Origin of the sequence: Aerosticca soli (assembly GCF_003967035.1) — a bacterium.
In the GTDB taxonomy this organism is placed as follows: domain Bacteria; phylum Pseudomonadota; class Gammaproteobacteria; order Xanthomonadales; family Rhodanobacteraceae; genus Aerosticca; species Aerosticca soli.
Window position 1 is genome coordinate 1,880,605 of record NZ_AP018560.1, and the last position, 16,395, is coordinate 1,896,999.

16 protein-coding genes are annotated in these 16,395 nt (G+C 69.5%); 6 read left to right on the forward strand and 10 right to left on the reverse strand.

Annotated features, from left to right (window positions below):
• Positions 1–29: 29 nt before the first annotated feature.
• Together yidD and ALSL_RS08755 are read left to right on the forward strand one after the other, a co-directional pair.
• Complete coding sequence (gene yidD, locus ALSL_RS08750; RefSeq protein WP_126538366.1) at positions 30–290, forward strand: membrane protein insertion efficiency factor YidD; 261 nt, start codon at positions 30–32, stop codon at positions 288–290.
• Positions 280–1,617: a dihydroorotase gene (locus tag ALSL_RS08755; RefSeq protein ID WP_126538368.1), complete on the forward strand. Its 1,338-nt coding sequence runs from the start codon at positions 280–282 to the stop codon at positions 1,615–1,617. The genes yidD and ALSL_RS08755 overlap by 11 nt, the downstream gene beginning before the upstream one ends.
• A 194-nt stretch (positions 1,618–1,811) precedes the next feature.
• Here the strand turns inward: ALSL_RS08755 and folE2 are convergent, their stop codons facing one another.
• From folE2 to ubiG, 4 genes are all read right to left on the reverse strand, one after another.
• A complete protein-coding gene (gene folE2 / locus ALSL_RS08760) occupies positions 1,812–2,750 on the reverse strand; it encodes a GTP cyclohydrolase FolE2 (protein WP_126538370.1) in 939 nt (312 codons plus the stop codon).
• Positions 2,751–2,839: 89 nt separating this feature from the next.
• The gene (locus ALSL_RS08765) at positions 2,840–3,694 is read right to left on the reverse strand and encodes a squalene/phytoene synthase family protein (RefSeq protein WP_126538372.1); all 855 of its coding nucleotides are present in this window, start codon (positions 3,692–3,694) and stop codon (positions 2,840–2,842) included.
• The gene (locus ALSL_RS08770; protein WP_126538374.1) at positions 3,691–4,365 is read right to left on the reverse strand and encodes an HAD family hydrolase; all 675 of its coding nucleotides are present in this window, start codon (positions 4,363–4,365) and stop codon (positions 3,691–3,693) included. The genes ALSL_RS08765 and ALSL_RS08770 overlap by 4 nt, the downstream gene beginning before the upstream one ends.
• Positions 4,362–5,072: a bifunctional 2-polyprenyl-6-hydroxyphenol methylase/3-demethylubiquinol 3-O-methyltransferase UbiG gene (ubiG, locus tag ALSL_RS08775; protein WP_126538376.1), complete on the reverse strand. Its 711-nt coding sequence runs from the start codon at positions 5,070–5,072 to the stop codon at positions 4,362–4,364. Before ubiG ends, ALSL_RS08770 begins: the two co-directional genes overlap by 4 nt.
• 122 nt (positions 5,073–5,194) lie before the next feature.
• On the opposite strand from ubiG, the gene ALSL_RS08780 reads away from it, so the two are divergent.
• Positions 5,195–5,530 carry a glycine zipper 2TM domain-containing protein gene (locus ALSL_RS08780; protein WP_126538379.1) on the forward strand — a complete coding sequence of 112 codons (336 nt, stop codon included), beginning with the start codon at positions 5,195–5,197 and terminating at the stop codon, positions 5,528–5,530.
• Positions 5,531–5,557: 27 nt separating this feature from the next.
• Here ALSL_RS08780 and ispH read toward each other — a convergent pair whose 3' ends face one another.
• From ispH to murJ, 5 genes are all read right to left on the reverse strand, one after another.
• Positions 5,558–6,511, reverse strand: a complete 954-nt coding sequence (ispH, locus tag ALSL_RS08785) for a 4-hydroxy-3-methylbut-2-enyl diphosphate reductase (protein ID WP_126538382.1) — start codon at positions 6,509–6,511, stop codon at positions 5,558–5,560.
• Between the two features lie 7 nt (positions 6,512–6,518).
• On the reverse strand, positions 6,519–7,019 hold the full coding sequence (lspA, locus tag ALSL_RS08790) for a signal peptidase II (RefSeq protein WP_126538385.1): 501 nt from the start codon (positions 7,017–7,019) through the stop codon (positions 6,519–6,521).
• Between the two features lie 5 nt (positions 7,020–7,024).
• Positions 7,025–9,880 carry an isoleucine--tRNA ligase gene (ileS, locus tag ALSL_RS08795; RefSeq protein ID WP_126538389.1) on the reverse strand — a complete coding sequence of 952 codons (2,856 nt, stop codon included), beginning with the start codon at positions 9,878–9,880 and terminating at the stop codon, positions 7,025–7,027.
• A 61-nt stretch (positions 9,881–9,941) separates the two neighbouring features.
• On the reverse strand, positions 9,942–10,895 hold the full coding sequence (locus tag ALSL_RS08800) for a bifunctional riboflavin kinase/FAD synthetase (RefSeq protein ID WP_126540155.1): 954 nt from the start codon (positions 10,893–10,895) through the stop codon (positions 9,942–9,944).
• A gap of 13 nt (positions 10,896–10,908) precedes the next feature.
• Positions 10,909–12,516: a murein biosynthesis integral membrane protein MurJ gene (gene murJ / locus ALSL_RS08805; protein WP_126538391.1), complete on the reverse strand. Its 1,608-nt coding sequence runs from the start codon at positions 12,514–12,516 to the stop codon at positions 10,909–10,911.
• A 161-nt stretch (positions 12,517–12,677) separates the two neighbouring features.
• Between murJ and rpsT the strand changes: the two genes are divergently transcribed.
• The gene (rpsT, locus tag ALSL_RS08810; protein WP_126538393.1) at positions 12,678–12,941 is read left to right on the forward strand and encodes a 30S ribosomal protein S20; all 264 of its coding nucleotides are present in this window, start codon (positions 12,678–12,680) and stop codon (positions 12,939–12,941) included.
• A gap of 125 nt (positions 12,942–13,066) precedes the next feature.
• Here the strand turns inward: rpsT and ALSL_RS08815 are convergent, their stop codons facing one another.
• On the reverse strand, positions 13,067–14,227 hold the full coding sequence (locus ALSL_RS08815) for an acyl-CoA dehydrogenase family protein (protein WP_126538395.1): 1,161 nt from the start codon (positions 14,225–14,227) through the stop codon (positions 13,067–13,069).
• Between the two features lie 163 nt (positions 14,228–14,390).
• Here ALSL_RS08815 and ALSL_RS08820 point away from each other — a divergent pair, with 163 nt between their 5' ends.
• Both ALSL_RS08820 and ALSL_RS08825 read left to right on the forward strand, forming a co-directional pair.
• Complete coding sequence (locus ALSL_RS08820) at positions 14,391–15,317, forward strand: ArsR/SmtB family transcription factor (RefSeq protein WP_126538397.1); 927 nt, start codon at positions 14,391–14,393, stop codon at positions 15,315–15,317.
• Positions 15,318–15,327: 10 nt separating this feature from the next.
• Entirely contained in the window at positions 15,328–16,389 is a 1,062-nt protein-coding gene (locus tag ALSL_RS08825) for a homocysteine S-methyltransferase family protein (protein ID WP_126538399.1), read from the forward strand.
• Positions 16,390–16,395: the final 6 nt, after the last annotated feature.

Below are 16,395 nucleotides of genomic sequence, written 5' to 3' on the forward strand. Positions count from 1 at the left end.
TTCCTGCCTCTTCAGCTCTCGACGACGCCGTGACACGCTGGCTCATCGGTTTGCTCGACCTCTACAAACGCTGGCTGAGCCCCCTGCTCGGCGCGCGCTGCCGTTTTCATCCCAGTTGCTCGGACTACATGCGCACGGCCATCGCCCGCTTCGGCACCTGGCGTGGCGTGCTGCTCGGCCTGTGGCGCCTGGTGCGCTGCCAGCCGCTGTGCACGGGCGGTGTCGATCCGGTGCCCGAACGCTTCCACTTTCCACGCTGCCGTCCCGACGGAGAAACGCATGTCCACTGACTGGCTGATCAGGCACGCCGAACTGGTCAACGAGGGGCGCCGTTTCCACGCCGACCTGCGCGTGCGCAAGGGACGCATCGACGCGATCGGTGACGGCCTCGCCGCGCGTCCGGGGGAAACGGTGCTCGACGCGAGCGGCCTGCTGCTGCTGCCCGGCATGATCGACGACCAGGTGCACTTCCGCGAGCCCGGCCTCACGCACAAGGCCGACATCTGGCATGAGTCGCGCGCCTGCGCGGCGGGCGGCATCACCAGCTTCATGGAGATGCCCAACACGCGTCCGCCCGCGCTCGACAGCACGGCGCTGGAGGCCAAGTACGCGCGCGCCGCGGAAGTCTCCGCGGTGAACTACGCCTTCTATCTCGGCGCCAGCAACGACAACCTCGCGGCGATCCGCGCGCTCGACCCGAAGGCCGCGCCGGGCATCAAGGTGTTCATGGGCGCTTCCACCGGCAACATGCTGGTGGACGATCCTGCCGTGCTGGACGGCATCTTCCGCGAGGCGCCGGTGCCGATCATCACCCACTGCGAGGACACGCCGATGATCGAGGCCAACCTCGCCGCGGCACATGCCAAGTACGGCGAGAACATCCCGGCGCGCGAACATCCGCTGATCCGCTCGCGCGAGGCCTGCCTGAAGTCGACGCGGCTGGCGATCGCACTGGCGAAAAAGCACGGCAGCCGCCTGCACGTGCTGCACATTTCCACCGCCGACGAGCTGGCGCTGTTCGATCCCGGCCCGGTCAAGGGCAAGCGGATCACCGCCGAGACCTGCGTGCACTTCCTGCATTTCTGCGACGCCGATTACGAGCGGCTGGGTTTCCTGATCAAGTGCAACCCGGCGATCAAGACCGCCGCCGACCGTGCGGCGATCACCCGCGCGCTGGCCGAAGGCCGCATCGACGTGCTCGCCACCGACCATGCGCCGCACCTGCTGGAAGAAAAGGCGCAGCAATACGATCAGGCGCCCTCCGGCCTGCCGCTGGTGCAGTTCGCTCTGCAGGCGGCCTTGCAGCGCGTCACCGAGGGCCGGCTCACGCTCGAGCGCGTGGTGGAGGCGGTGTGCCACGCCCCGGCGACGCTGTTCGACGTGCGCGATCGCGGCTTCCTGCGCGAAGGCTATGCCGCCGACCTGGTGCTGGTGGACCCGCGCAAGCCGCACACGGTGACGCGCGACGAAGTGCTGTCCAAGTGCGGCTGGTCGCCGTTCGAAGGCGAGACCTTCAGCCATTCCATCGTCGCCACCTTCGTCAACGGCCGGCGGGTATGGGACGGCGCCCGCATCGACGACACCGTGCGCGGCGAGCGGCTCGCGTTCGCGCGCTAAAGTCAATAGCGGCCTGGCCGGGCTGCGCGGGTGAAGTCAGGGGCGGCCGATGCCGTGGCTTCCCTGGCCCGGCAAGGCGCCAGGCACGAAGCTGCCCCCATCGATGCGCTGGCCAGGGTAGATGCCGATCACAGCATCGAACGCGGCGGCGCACGCAGCCGATGCTCGCATCGCCATGTGGCGCCGCCCTGACCTCACGCCTCGTCCGGCGCCGACATCCCCTTGCTGGCATAGGCCACCGCATCGTGCGCATGCAGGCTTTCCTGGTGTTCCAGACGCAAGCGGAAGTCGACGATGGCGGCATCCGATTCCAGGGCCTGCTGCAGGCGCCGGGCGGCATCCTCACAGAACATCAGGTTGGCACCGTTGGCTCGGGCGAAGGCCTGCTCGTCCTCGCGTTTGACGGCGGTCTGCACCGGGGTGCCGAGTGCCTGCTCCGCGCGGTCGATGAGCGCGACGAGAGCTAGCCGGGCACCCTCGGCAAAGCGCACCTGGATGCGCGCCACGCTGCGCTGCGCATGCGGCGTGGCGACGATGCCGTTCTCGCCGCCGAGCCAGGCCAGCACTGCCTCGCGTTGCAAGGGCCGACCCGGCGGAAAATCGCGCGCGAACTGCTCCTGGATCAACTGCCGCGCAAGCGCCGCCGAGGCGGGACAGGTGGAGGCATAGAGCACTTCGGTGCCGAGTTCCAGACGGAAGCCCTCGCCATCCAGGTGCGCGTCCAGCCAGACCGGGTAGGCGCGCCAGCCGCTGTGGCCGCTGCGCAAAGCAGGACGGCGGAGCAGGTAATCGAAGCGGAGACGGATGCGGGCGCGATCGGCCAAGTCCTGCTGCGAGGCCAGGCAGGCGCGCAGCAAGTCCTCGAGCATGGGCGCGTCCAGCGTGCGCGTGCTCAGGCACTCATCGACCAGCAGATAAAGCCGCGACATGTGGATGCCGCGCCTGTCCGGCCGCAACAGGTTGACGAACACGCCGACTTCAGCCGGCGCGCGCTGCACGCCGTCGCCGCCGTCGAATGCGACCGGCGCCGCGATGCCGTCCATGCCAACCCAATCGAGCACACCGGCATGATGCGGCTGCCCGTGGAGGGCGATGTCGGGCATGGAGCGGGCGGGGTTTTCGTGACTGTGCATCGAGGACTTCCACGCACACGGCATGCCGTGCAGGACCGGTTATTTTGGCCCACGCTGGGCCACGGCGACAGACCGCGGGAAAAACCCCATCAGCCCGCTGCGGCGTGCCAGCCGCGCGCCGCGCGCCAGGCCGCAAACGGCAGACCGGGATCGGTGCGCCCGTCGCCCCGCTGCAGGACCGCCAGCGGCCGCTCGGCGCGACGCGCCCGTCGCAGCAAGCGGGCATCCCCGCGCGCGGCCAGGGCGCGGAAAACGCTGAGTGGCCCCGGCAGTCGCAGGGCGTCTTGCCAGGCCTGCGCCAGATCGTCGAGCTGCGCGCGCACGGCCGCGGTGCGCTCGGCGGAGTCCTCGCGCAAGCGGCCACGGTCGAGGCCGAAGCGGGCCAGCCGCGTCATCGGCAAGGCCAGGCGTTCGCGCTCGGCATCGTCCTCCAAGCGGCGCAGCGCAAAGAGCAGATGACCGAGCGCGGCCAGCCGCGCCGCACGCGCCGCCGGAACGGACGGCCCGTACCACCAGGCCGTCTCCAGGACCGCGAGCGCGCCGTGCAGCTTCAAGCTGGCGTCGAGCTGGGTCGCGAAGTCGGAGGCGGTGCCTGCTTCGAGCCCGGCCAGCGCGGCCTGCACCGGCGCCAGCCACAGCGCCATCGGCAGCGCGCTGGCGCGGGCTTCGGCAAACAGCACGCGGCTCAAGGGGTGATGCGGCCGGCCGTGGGCCGCCTCGTCGAGTTCCTGCGCCCACCAGTGCAGCTTGCCCGCCGCCACGTGCGGCTCGCGGATGCCGTAGGCGGCGCCGAGCCATTCATGCTCCAGCGCTGCCAGGGCGAGGTGCCCGGGATACACGGACGGATCGACGAACGCCAGCGCCACGCGCTGCTGCGGCTGCGCGGCCAGCCAGGGTTCGACATGGCTCCACCAGGCCTCGCGGGTGACGGCCGGCGCGCTCATGCGGCGCGATGAAGACCGAGCAGCGCGGCCAGATCCTGCGGGCGCTCGACCAGGCAGTCGGCGCCCCACGCCATGGGATCGCCGCCGTTGAGATACCCCCAGCCCACTGCCACGGTGTAGAGCCCGGCGGCCTTGCCGGCCAGCACGTCGCGGCGGTCATCACCGACGAACACGCCGCGCGACGGCTCGATGCCGGCCTGGCTGCAGGCCAGCCGCACCGGGGCCGGATCGGGCTTCTTGACCGGCAGCGTGTCGCCGCAGACCAGCGCGGCCAGGCGCGGGCGCCAGCCGATGCGCTCGAGCAGCGCGCAGGTCAAGGCGCCGGCCTTGTTGGTGACGATGCCCCAGGGCAGGGCGCGGGTCTCGAGCTGCTGCAGGAGCTCCGGGACGCCGGCGAAGGGGCGCGTGTCGTGCGCGATGCGCTGGCCGTACAGTTCGAGAAAGCGCGGCAGGCGGCGCGCGAGAGCGGCCTCGTCCTCGTCGAACGCGCAACGCAGGACCGCCATGGCGCCGCTCGAGACCACTGGGCGCACGCGTTCCAGCGGCGGCGCGGCGACCCCGGCCTCGTCGGCATAGGCGACCAGCGCGGCATGCAGGTCCGGAGCGCTGTCGAGCAGGGTGCCGTCGAGATCGAACAGCACGCCGTCGATGGCGGTGGGCGGCGACCTCATGCCGGCTTCCTCGCGCCCAGGAGATAGTTGATCGCCGGGTTGCGGCTCAACGCGGCCTTGCGGGTGAGCGGGTTGTAGGCAAGACCGGAGAGATCCTGCAGTTCGAGCCCGTACCGGCGCAGCAGCCTGGCCAGCTCCGAGGGCTTCAAGAACCTGGCGTAATGGTGGGTGCCGCGCGGCAGCAGCTTGAGCACATATTCGGCGCCGAGGATCGCCGCGCCGAAAGCAAGCGGCGTGCGGTTCAGGGTGGACATGAAGAGCCAGCCGCCGGGCCGCAGCAGAGCGGCCAGATCGGCCACCAGCGCGGCCGGGTCGGGCACGTGTTCGACGAGTTCCATGCAGCACACCGCGTCGAAACCGGCCGGCTCGGCGCGCGCGAGCTCGCTGGAGGATTGCACGCGGTAATCGACCTTGAGCCCGGACTCGTGCAGATGCAGTCGCGCGACCTCGATCACCCGCTCGCCACGATCGATGCCGACCACCTCGGCGCCGGCGCGGGCCAGCGCCTCGCTCAAGAGCCCGCCGCCGCAGCCGACGTCGGCCACCCGCGCGCCGCGCAGATCCACGTGTGCGGCGATGTAATCGAAACGCACCGGGTTGAGATCGTGCAGCGGGCGCGATTCGCCGTCCGGGTCCCACCAGCGGGCGGCCAGTTCGCCGAAGCGGGCGATCTCGGCCGGATCGGCGTTGTCGAGGACGAGGGTCATGGCTTTCTCCAAACCTTGAGACGGAACCGCGCCGGCGGCCCGAATGTTTGCATCCTTGACCGGACGGTCACGGCAGGGTCGATAAGTTTTTCAGCAAATCCATCCATGGCGAGGGTCAATCCATGAACAAGCGTAGCTCCATCGCCCTGCTGCTGGCGCTCGGTGCCCTGAACGGGCTGCCGCAGGCGGCGCAGGCCCAGCAAAAGCGCGTCGTCTGCGAGGACGTGCAGGTCAAACACACCGATTCGGGCGACAAGAACCGTATCGCCGGCACCGCGATCGGCGCGGCGGCGGGCGGCCTGGTCGGCCACCAGATCGGCGGCGGCACCGGCAAGACCCTGGCCACCGTCGGCGGTGCGGTGGCCGGTGGCGTGGTCGGCAACAAGGTGCAGAAATCGCATCAGGACGCAAACGCCACCTACACCACCGAGCGCCGCTGCCACGAAGTCGAGGACTGACCGGCGGCAAAGCGCCTGCCAGGCCCATCAGGTGCGTGCGGTCTCGCCGCCACGCAGGACCTTGGGCAGCGCGAAGGTGATCGTCTCCGGCTCGCCATCGAGCTCGCGCACGCCGGTCGCGCCCCACGACGCGAGCCTGGCGATCACCTCGCGCACCAGTTTCTCCGGCGCCGAGGCGCCGGCGGTCAGGCCGATCCGCGAGACGCCCTCGAGCCAGCCGCGCTCGATGTCTTCCGCGCCGTCGATGAGATGGGCGCGCACGCCTTCCTTCTCGGCCAGTTCGCGCAGGCGATTGGAGTTGGAGCTGTTCACCGAACCCACCACCAGCACCAGCTCGGTCTGCGCGGCCAGCCTGCGCACGGCGTCCTGGCGGTTCTGCGTGGCGTAGCAGATGTCGTCCTTGCGCGGCCCCTCGATGGCCGGGAAACGCGCACGCAGCGCCGCGATGATGGCGCGGGTATCGTCCACCGACAGCGTGGTCTGGGTCACGTAGGAGAGCCGCTCGGGATCGCGCACCACGAGGCGGGCGACGTCCTCGACCGACTCGACCAGCAGGATCTCGCCCGCATGGCGCGCGTCCCACTGGCCCATGGTGCCTTCCACTTCCGGGTGGCCGGCATGACCGATCAGCACCACGCTGCGGCCGAGCCGACCGAGCCGCGCCACCTCCATGTGCACCTTGGTCACCAGCGGACAGGTGGCGTCGAACACCTTGAGCCCGCGCCGCGCCGCCTCCTCGCGCACCGCCTGCGGCACGCCGTGGGCGCTGAAGATCAGCGTGGCGCCATCGGGCACCTCGGCCAGATCCTCGACGAAGACCGCCCCGGCAGCGCGCAGGCGATCGACCACGTGACGGTTGTGCACGACCTCGTGGCGCACGTAGATCGGCGCGCCGAAGGCTTCCAGCGCGCGCTCGACGATGGCGATGGCGCGATCCACGCCGGCGCAGAAGCCGCGCGGATTGGCAAGCAGGATGTCCATGACGCAATTATCGCACGCCCTTGTGCGTGCGCCCGCCGCGCCAGCCGAACACGAACAGCGCCACCGCGCCCACGGTGATCGCGCAATCGGCCAGGTTGAAGACCGGATAGCTCCACTGGCGGTAGTGCACGTGGATGAAATCGGTGACCTGGCCCAGCCGCCAGCGGTCGATCAGGTTGCCGACCGCGCCGCCGATGATGAGTGCGAGCGGCAGCGCGGTGCGCCAGTCGCGGCGCGGCGTGCGCACGAGCCAGAGGACGAGCGCCACGCCGATCGCCAGCGCCAGGGCGATGAAGAACCAGCGCTGCCAGCCGGAACCCGCGGCAAGAAAACTGAACGCCGCGCCGGTATTGAAGGCGAGCGTCCAGTCGAGCAGGCCGGGAATCACCGGCCGCGTGGTGCCGAGCGGCTGCAGGGCGGTGAGCGCCCAGTGCTTGCTGCCCTGGTCGAGCGCCACCACCAGCGCGGAGAGCGCCAGCCAGGGCAAGGCGTTGGACGGCATCCGCATGCGTTTTAGAACCAGTGCCGGGTTTCGCCCGGACCTTCGACATTGCCGACACAGCGGCTGCACAGCTGCGGATGGCGCGGGTCGCTGCCCACGTCCGGACGGTGGTGCCAGCAACGCACGCACTTGGCCGCCGTGCTCGGCGCGGCCGCGACCCAGACTTCGCCCTCGCCCAGTTCCGCGCGGACGGCGTCGGTGGGCGGCGCGGCGAGCGGCTGCAGATGCACCTCGGAGGTGATGAAGAAAAAGCGCAGCTCCGCCGCCGCCGGCGCCAGCCGGGCCAGCGTGGCCGGATCGGCATGCACGCTGAGTTCCGCATCGAGCGCGGCGCCGATCCGCTCGGCCTTGCGCAGCGGCTCCAGCGCCCGCGTGGCCGCCTCGCGGATGGCCAGCAGATCGGCCCACCAGCGTCGCCGCTCGGGCGTGCCCTCGGTGGCGGCGAGGCCTTCGTACCAGGTCTCGAACAGCACGCTCGCCCCGCGCGTGCCGGGCAGGTGCCGCCAGATTTCCTCGGCGGTGAAGGCGAGCACCGGCGCCAACCAGCGCACCAGCGCCTCGGCGATGCGGTACATCGCGCTCTGCGCGCTGCGCCGGCCGTGGCTGTCGGTCGGCATGGTGTAGAGCCGGTCCTTGGTGATGTCCAGATACAGCGCACCCATGTCGTTGGTGCAGAAGTTCTGCACCCGCGCGATGACTTCCGGAAAGTCGTAGCGCTCGTAGGCGGCGGTCACCGCCTGCTGCACGTCGAAGGCCTGCTGCACGGCCCAGCGGTCGAGGGCGAGGCCATCGCCGACCGCGACGAGATGCGTGGCCGGATCGAAGCCGTCGAGATTGCCGAGCAAAAAGCGGGCGGTGTTGCGGATGCGCCGGTAGCTGTCGCTGACGCGCTTGAGGATTTCCTCCGACAGCGACATCTCGTTGCGGTAATCGGTGGAGGCCACCCACAGGCGCAGGATGTCCGCGCCCAGGCGGTCCATGATGTCCTGCGGCTCGATGCCGTTGCCGAGCGACTTGGACATCTTGCGGCCCTGCGCATCCACGGTGAACCCATGGGTGAGCAGCTGCCGGTAAGGCGGCCGGCCATCCAGCATCGAGGCGGTGAGCAGCGAGGAATGGAACCAGCCGCGGTGCTGGTCCGAGCCTTCCAGGTACAGGTCGGCCGGAAAGCGCAACACGTGGGCATGCGAGCCGCGCAGCACGTGCCAGTGGGTGGTGCCCGAATCGAACCACACGTCCAGGGTGTCGCGGTTCTTCTCGTAATGCTCGGCCTCCTCGCCCAGGAGCTCGCGCGGATCCAGGCTCTGCCAGGCCTCGATGCCGCCCCGCTCCACCCGTTGGGCGACCGCCTCCAGAAGTTCGTCCGTGCGCGGATGCAGCTCGCCGGTTTCCTTGTGCACGAAAAACGCCATCGGCACGCCCCACTGGCGCTGGCGCGAGAGCGTCCAGTCCGGCCGTTCGGCGATCATGCCCTGCAGGCGCTGCTTGCCCCAGGCGGGGAAGAACTCCGTCGCCTCGACGCCTTCCAGCGCGGTCTGGCGCAGGGTCTTGCCGCCGTCGCGGGGCGCGATGTCCATGCCGGCGAACCATTGCGACGTGGCGCGGTAGATGATCGGCGTCTTGTGCCGCCAGCAATGCATGTAGCTGTGGGTGTAGGCCTCGCGATGCAGCAGTGCGCCTGCGCGTTCGAGCGCGTCGGCGATCAGCGGGTTGGCCTTCCACAGGAACATCCCGCCGAACAGCGGCAGCCAGGAGGCATACACGCCATTGCCCATCACCGGGTTCAGGATGTCGGCATCGGCCATGCCGTGGGCCTTGCAGGAGAGGAAGTCCTCCACGCCATAGGCCGGCGCCGAATGCACGATGCCGGTGCCGGTGTCCAGGGTCACGTAGTCGGCCAGATAGACCGGCGCGGTGCGCGCGTAGCCGGGATCGACCTCGTAAAGCGGATGGCGAAAGCGCAGTTCGGCCAGCGCCCGGCCGGGCGCGGTGGCGAGCACGTGACCGGTGAGTCCGTAGCGGGCAAGGCACGGCTCGACCCGGGCCGCGGCCAGGATCAGCAGGCCGTGCGGGGTTTCCACCAGGGCGTAGTCATGATCCGGGTGCGCATTGAGCGCCTGGTTGGCCGGGATCGTCCACGGCGTGGTGGTCCAGATCACGATCGCGCCGCGCGCCGACGGCAACCCGGCAAGCCCGAAGGCCCGGGCCACGGCGGCAGGATCGTCGAAGGCGAAGGCCACGTCGATGGCGATGTCGGTCTTGTCCTCGTATTCCACCTCGGCCTCGGCCAGCGCCGAACCGCAGTCGAAGCACCAGTTGACCGGCTTCAGGCCGCGATAGACGTAACCCTTGCGCATGATCGCGGCCAGGGCGCGGATCTCCCCGGCCTCGTTGCCGGGCGCCATGGTGAGGTAGGGGTTTTCCCAGTCACCGAGCACTCCCAGCCGCTTGAAATCGGCCTTCTGCTTGGCGATCTGCTCGGTCGCGTAGGCGCGCGCCCTCGCCTGCACCTCGGCGGCGGGCAGGCCCTTGCCGTATTGCTTCTCGATCTGGATCTCGATCGGCATGCCATGGCAATCCCAGCCCGGCACGTAGGGCGCATGGAAGCCCGCCAGCAGCTTGGATTTGACGATGACGTCCTTGAGGATCTTGTTGATCGCATGGCCCAGGTGGATCGTGCCATTGGCGTAGGGCGGGCCGTCGTGCAGCACGAACAGGGGCCGGCCGGCGGTCTTTTCCTGGATGCGCGCATAAAGATCCATGCGTTCCCATTCGGCAAGCCAGGCCGGCTCGCGCCTGGGCAGATCGCCGCGCATCGGAAAGTCGGTCTGCGGCAGGTTGATGGTGTACTTGTAATCCTGGCTCATGGCTCGAGGCTTGAAAGGGCGATAAAAGGCTTTGAAAAACGAAACGCTCGGGGCAAAAGGCTCAGGCCTCGGCCAGACGCGGATTCATCCCCAGGATCTCGCGGGCACGGCGCGCGTCGACGTCCATTTGCGCCTTGAGCGACTCCAGGTCGTCGAAGCGCTGCTCGTCGCGCAGCTTGGCGACGAATTCCACCGCCATGCGCTGACCGTACAGGTCGCCGTCGAAATCGAACAGATGCACTTCGAGCAGCGGCCGCGCGACCTGGTTCACCGTCGGACGCACGCCCAGGCTCGCCACGGCCGGCCAGCTGCAAGGGCTCTGGCCAAGACCCACGCGCACGGCAAAGATGCCCTGTACCGGACTCACCCGCCGGCCCAGCGCGATGTTGGCGGTGGGAAACCCGAGCGCCCGACCCAGCCGGTTGCCGTGGCCGACCCGGCCGGTGATCACGAACGGGTGGCCGAGCAATTCGGCGGCACCCGAGCATTCCCCGGCGGCGAGCAGGGCACGGATGCGGCTGGCCGAGATGCGCGCGCCGTTCATGGTGACCGGCGGCATCACCCGGGTGGCAAAACCCCATTGCGCGCCCAGCCGCTCGAGCATGGCCACGTCGCCGCGGCGGGCATGGCCGAAACGGAAATCCCCGCCCACCCACACCTCGCGCGCGGCGAGCCGGTGCACCAATACCTGCTGCACGAAATCCTCGGCGGACATCGCGCTCAAGCGGGCGTTGAAGCGCAGCAGCAACGTGTGCGCGATGCCGGCGGCGGCCAGACCTTCCAGCTTGTCGCGCACGCCGGAAAGCCGCGGCAGCGGCGCGGGCGAAAAAAAGGCACGCGGCAACGGCTCGAAACTCACCACCGCCGGCAGGCAGCCGGTCGCCTGCGCGCGCTCGCACACCTGCGCCAGCAGCATCCGATGGCCACGGTGCAGGCCGTCGAAAGCGCCGATCGCCACGATGCTGCCGCCGGGTGCCAGGCCAGGCCCGGCAAGGTCCCGGGAGAGTCTCATCATCCGCCGAGTATAGTCAGGCACCGCGCAGTTCGCGTAGTTTGAAGCCGCCAGCGAACAGCGCCAGCGCATACGTCGCGGCACCGCCGCCGACCAGCACGGCCAGGCGGACGACACGCCAGGCGGTGGGAATGGCCGTCCAGTCCGGCCACCACCAGCGACCGGCCAGGAGCACGCCACTCATCGCCAGACAAGCCAGCGCCACGCGCAGCAGGTGGCGCGCCCAGCCGGGCTCGCGCCGATAGACGCCCGCCTGCTTGAGACCCCGCCAGAGCAGCCAGAGGTTGAGATAGCTCGCACTGGCGCTGGCCAGACCGAGCGCCATGTGCAGGCCGGGCACCGCCGCGACCGCCTGCAGCCACGGCAGCCGATGCTGGGCAGGGGTTGCCCACCAGGCAAACAGTGCGGCCAGAAAGAGGAAATTGAGCGCCATGTTGGCGACCAGCGCGGCCACGCCGGCGTGCACCGGCGTGCGCGTGTCCTGCCGCGCGTAGAACGCCGGCAGCAAGACCTTGACCAGCGCGAAGGCCGGCAGACCGAAGCTGAGGGCGCTGATCGACAGCGTCGCCATGCGGGTGTCGAACGCCGTAAACCGACCATGCTGGAACAGCGTGGCCACCATCGGCTCGGCCAGCAGCAACAGGCCGAACATCGCCGGCACCGCGATCAGCAGCGCGGTGCGCAGCCCCCAGTCCAGCGCCCTGGAAAAGCCCTCATGATCGGTGGCCACGTGATGGCGCGACAGCGAAGGCAGGATCACGGTGCCGAGCGCCACGCCGAATACGCCGAGCGGCAGCTCCAGGAAGCGGTCGGCCTGCGACAGCCAGCTCTGCGCGCCGGTGATGAGATAGGCGGCGATCACCGTATCGAGCAGCAGATTGATCTGCGCGATCGACGAGCCGAACAGCGTCGGCACCATCAGCCGCAGGATCCGGCGCACGTCCGGATGCCGCCACCCCCAGCGCGGCCAGGTCAGCAGATCGAGCCCGTGCAATGCCGGCAGCTGGAACAACAGCTGCAGCACGCCGGCGGCGAGCACCGCCCAGCCCATCGCCAGGATCGGCGGATCGAACCGGCGCGACAGCCACAGCGCGCCGGCGATCATGCACAGGTTGAGGATCACCGGCGTGATCGCCGGCAGCGCGAAGCGATGGAAACTGTTGAGCACGCCACCGGCCAGCGCGGTCAGCGACACGAACAGCAGGAAGGGAAAGGTGAGCCTGAGCAGGCGCGTGGTCAGCGCGAGCTTCTCCGGCGAACCGGCGGCGCCCTGCGCGAACAGCGAGGCCACCTGCGGCGCGAAGATCATGCCGAGCGCGGTCACCACCAGCAGCACGCCACCGAGGGTGCCAGCCACGCGGGACAGGAGCTCCTTCAGCCGCGCGGGGTCGCCTTGCGCCTTGACCTCGGTGAACACCGGCACGAAGGCCGTGGAGAACGAGCCCTCGGCGAACAGCCGGCGCATGAAATTGGGAATGCGAAAAGCCACCCAGAAGGCGTCGGTCGCCGCATTGGCGCCGAAAGCCGTGTTGATCGAGATGTCGCGCACCAGACCGAGCACGCGCGAGATCATGGTCATGCTGCTGAAGGAAAGCAGCCCGCGAAACAGGCTCGGAGTCTTCATGTCCGGGAAGGGCCCGCCGATGGCGCTCGAAACGCGCTAGTCTGACAGGCCGCGCCGCATCGCGGCAGCTCCCCGGGCGCCGGCATTGACGCCACGTTCTGGCCCTCGCATAATTGGCGGCCTTTTTCCAGCCAGTCATTTTCTTTTTTGGAGTTTCCGCCTTGGCCAACATCAAGTCCGCGAAGAAGCGCGCGCGCCAGTCCGAGCAGCGCCGCCTGCGCAACGTCAGCGCCCGCTCCATGGTGCGCACCGCGATCAAGAAGGTCGTCAAGGCCATCGAGGCCAAAGACAAGGCTGCCGCCACGGAAGCTTTCGCCGCCGCCCAGCCGGTGATGGATCGCTACGCCGCCCGCGGCCTCATCCACAAGAACAAGGCCGCCCGGCACAAGAGCCGCCTCACCGCCAGGATCCGCGCGCTGGGCTGAAAACGCGCGCGCCCTGCCTCGGAAAAAGCCGGCCCAAGCGAGCCGGCTTTTTTCTTGGGGTAACGCTTGGGCCGTGCAGGCAGCCCGCGCCGGGCGATGTCCATCACCGCCACGACGCGAACTTCTCAGCGCAACCCAGTCTCGTTGCGGGCGATGACGATGCGTTGGATCTCGCTGGTGCCTTCGTAGATCTCGGTGATCTTGGCGTCGCGGAAATAGCGCTCCAGCGGCAGCTCCTTCGAGTAGCCCATGCCGCCGTGGATCTGCACCGCCTGGTGGGTGATCCACATCGCCGCTTCGGAGGCGGTGAGCTTGGCCACCGACGCCTCGGTACCGAAGCGCCCGCCGCCCAGCTCCGCCTCGGCCTTGGCCCAGGCCGCACGCAGGGTGAGCAGCAGCGCCGCGTCGAGCCGGCACTTCATGTCGGCGATCTTGCCCTGGATGAGCTGGAAGCTGCCGATCGGCTGGCCGAACGCCTTGCGGGCGCGCGCCCATTGCAGCGAGGCCTCGTAGGCGGCGCGGGCGATGCCCACCGCCTGCGAGGCGATGCCGATGCGGCCGGCGTCGAGCACGCCCATGGCGATGGAAAAGCCCTTGCCCTCCGGGCCGAGCAGGTCTTCCTTCGGGCAGACATAGTCGTGCAGCTCGATCTCGCAGGTGGCGGAAGCGCGGATGCCGAGCTTGGGTTCGACCTTGCCGGCGTGGAAGCCCGGCCGCTGCGTGTCGATGATGAAGGCCGACACGCCCTTGGCGCCGATGCCCGGCGTGGTGATCGCGAACAACACGATGTAGCGCGCCACGGAGCCGGAAGTGATCCAGCTTTTCTTGCCGTTGATCACCCAGTCGCCATCGGCATTGCGGGTGGCACGGGTATGCATGTTGGAGGCATCCGAGCCGGACTGCGGCTCGGTCAGCGCATAGGCGCCGATCGCCTCGCCCTGCGCGATCGCACGCACGTACTGCTGCTTCTGTGCCTCCGTGCCGTGCTTGAGGATGCCGTTGCAGAACAGCGAATTGTTCACGCTCATCACGGTGGCGTGCGCGGCGTCCGCGGCGGCGATCTCGATCATCGCCAGCACGTAGGCGACCGGGTCCATGCCGGCGCCGCCATATTCGTGTGGCACCTCGATGCCCATCAGGCCGAGCTGGCCCATCTCGCGCATGGTTTCCAGCGGGAACTCGCCCTTGGCATCGAGCTCGGCGGCGATCGGCGCGATGCGCCTGCGGGCGAAATCGCGGGCCACGGCCTGGATGGCCAGCTGGTCATCGGTGAAACGAAAATCCATCGGGCGGCTCCGCAACGCAAAGGGCCGCGCATTCTAGCCCGCCGCGGCGGGCGCTCCTGGTGCAACTGCAGCATACGGCGGTCCGGTCGTCGGCTTGGCTTGACGCCGGTCGGCCCGCGCCCGTAGCCTTGTCATCTTTCAATCGCGATAAATGGATACATAGGTGGATCTTTCCGCCGCCTCCAACCTGCTGCGCCTGCTCGCCGACCCCACCCGGGTGCGCCTGCTCGCCCTGCTCGAGGGCGAAGAGCTCACCGTCGCCGAACTGGCGGCGGTGCTGCAACTGGCGCAGCCGCGCGTGTCCACGCATCTGGCCAAGCTCAAGGAAGCCGGTCTGGTGCGCGACCGCCGCGCCGGCGTGTCCGCTTATTACCGCGCCAACCACGAGGCGGACGGCTCGACGCAGACGCTGCTGCGCTCGCTGCGCGGCTGTGTCGACGACGCGCTGCTGCGCGAGGATGCCGAACGCCTGCCCGGCGTGCTCGCCCAGCGCGCTCGCGCCGAAGGCTGGGCCGACACCGTGGCCGGCGACATGGAGCGGCATTATTCCCCGGGGCGCACCTGGGAAACCCTGGCCCGCGCGCTGCTGCAGCTCCTGGAAACCGGCGACGTGCTCGACATTGCCTCGGGCGACGGCATCACCGCCGAGCTGCTGGCTCCGCATGCGCGTTCGATCGTCTGCGTGGATTCCAGCCCGCGCGTGGTGGAGGCGGCCAGCCGTCGCCTGCAGGCATTCGCCAACGTCGAAGTCCGCCAGGGCGACATGCACGCGCTCGAACTCGGCGAACGGCGTTTCGATCTGGTGCTGATGCTGCACGCGCTGACCTATGCCGAGCGTCCCGCGCAGGCGGTGGCCGAGGCTGCGCGCTGGCTGCGGCCGGGCGGCCGCCTGCTCGCCGTAACCCTGGGCCGGCACGACCATCGCGCCGTGGTCGAGCCGTTCGATCATCGCAACCTGGGCTTCAGCGTGCGCGAACTGGAGGGCCTGGCCACGGCGGCCGGCCTGCAGGTGAGCAGTTGTCGCCGACTGAGCCGCGAGCGCAAGGTACCGCATTTTGAAGTGAACAGCCTGCTCGCCCATCGACCGTGAGAAAGCACCCATGACCGCCCTGCCCTGGCTGTATCCCGACCGCGTGCGGCGCCTCGAGGAGGCCCTGTGCACGCGCATCCTGGTCTTGGACGGCGCGATGGGCACGATGCTGCAAGCCCACCACCTGCAGGAAGCGGATTTCCGCGGCCAGCGCTTCGCCGCCGAACATACCGGACACCCAGGCTGCGAGCTCAAGGGCGACAACGATCTGCTCAATCTGACCCGGCCCGAGCTGGTGCGCGACATCCATGCCGCCTATCTCGCTGCCGGCGCCGACCTCGTCGAGACCAATACCTTCAACGCCACCCGGCTCAGCCAGGCCGACTATCACCTGGAAGAGCTGGCCTACGAGCTCAATCTCGCCGGCGCCCGCATCGCCCGCGAGGCCTGTGCGGCCGCCGAGGCGCGTACGCCGGACAAGCCGCGGTTCGTCGTCGGCGTGCTCGGCCCGACCAGCCGCACCGCCTCGCTGTCGCCGGACGTCAACGATCCCGGCTACCGCAACGTCACCTTCGAAGAGCTGCGGCTCAACTATGCCGAGGCCCTGCGCGGGCTGATCGAGGGTGGCGCCGAGCTCATCATGGTCGAGACCATTTTCGACACGCTGAACGCCAAGGCCGCGCTGTTCGCCCTGGCCGAGGATTTCCGCGCGCGCGGCGCCCGCCTGCCGGTGATGATCTCCGGCACCATCACCGACCGTTCCGGCCGCACCCTGTCCGGGCAGACCGCCGAGGCGTTCTATTACGCCGTGCGTCACGCCAGGCCGCTGTCGGTGGGATTCAACTGCGCGCTCGGCGCCGCCGACTTGCGCCCGCACTTGGAAACGCTGGCGGCGATCGCCGAGTGCCGTGTCAGCACCCACCCCAACGCCGGGCTGCCCAATGCCTTCGGCGGCTACGACGAAACGCCGGCACAGATGGCCGCGATCATCGGCGAGTTCGCCCGCGAAGGCCTGCTCAACCTGGTCGGCGGCTGCTGCGGCACCACGCCCGCGCACATCGCCGCCATCGCCGAGGCGGTGGCGGGGGTGCCGCCTCGCGCACTGCCGCAAGCGCAGGAGGCGGCGGCATGACGCCCG

What these genes read in the sequence shown, in the direction of transcription:
- ALSL_RS08755 (WP_126538368.1), top strand. Translation starts at nt 280, where the DNA reads ATGTCCACTGACTGGCTGATCAGGCACGCCGAACTGGTCAACGAGGGG.
- folE2 (WP_126538370.1), bottom strand. Translation starts at nt 2,750, where the DNA reads ATGCACAGTCACGAAAACCCCGCCCGCTCCATGCCCGACATCGCCCTC.
- ALSL_RS08765 (WP_126538372.1), bottom strand. Translation starts at nt 3,694, where the DNA reads ATGAGCGCGCCGGCCGTCACCCGCGAGGCCTGGTGGAGCCATGTCGAA.
- ALSL_RS08770 (WP_126538374.1), bottom strand. Translation starts at nt 4,365, where the DNA reads ATGAGGTCGCCGCCCACCGCCATCGACGGCGTGCTGTTCGATCTCGAC.
- ubiG (WP_126538376.1), bottom strand. Translation starts at nt 5,072, where the DNA reads ATGACCCTCGTCCTCGACAACGCCGATCCGGCCGAGATCGCCCGCTTC.
- ALSL_RS08780 (WP_126538379.1), top strand. Translation starts at nt 5,195, where the DNA reads ATGAACAAGCGTAGCTCCATCGCCCTGCTGCTGGCGCTCGGTGCCCTG.
- ispH (WP_126538382.1), bottom strand. Translation starts at nt 6,511, where the DNA reads ATGGACATCCTGCTTGCCAATCCGCGCGGCTTCTGCGCCGGCGTGGAT.
- lspA (WP_126538385.1), bottom strand. Translation starts at nt 7,019, where the DNA reads ATGCGGATGCCGTCCAACGCCTTGCCCTGGCTGGCGCTCTCCGCGCTG.
- ileS (WP_126538389.1), bottom strand. Translation starts at nt 9,880, where the DNA reads ATGAGCCAGGATTACAAGTACACCATCAACCTGCCGCAGACCGACTTT.
- ALSL_RS08800 (WP_126540155.1), bottom strand. Translation starts at nt 10,895, where the DNA reads ATGATGAGACTCTCCCGGGACCTTGCCGGGCCTGGCCTGGCACCCGGC.
- murJ (WP_126538391.1), bottom strand. Translation starts at nt 12,516, where the DNA reads ATGAAGACTCCGAGCCTGTTTCGCGGGCTGCTTTCCTTCAGCAGCATG.
- ALSL_RS08815 (WP_126538395.1), bottom strand. Translation starts at nt 14,227, where the DNA reads ATGGATTTTCGTTTCACCGATGACCAGCTGGCCATCCAGGCCGTGGCC.
- ALSL_RS08825 (WP_126538399.1), top strand. Translation starts at nt 15,328, where the DNA reads ATGACCGCCCTGCCCTGGCTGTATCCCGACCGCGTGCGGCGCCTCGAG.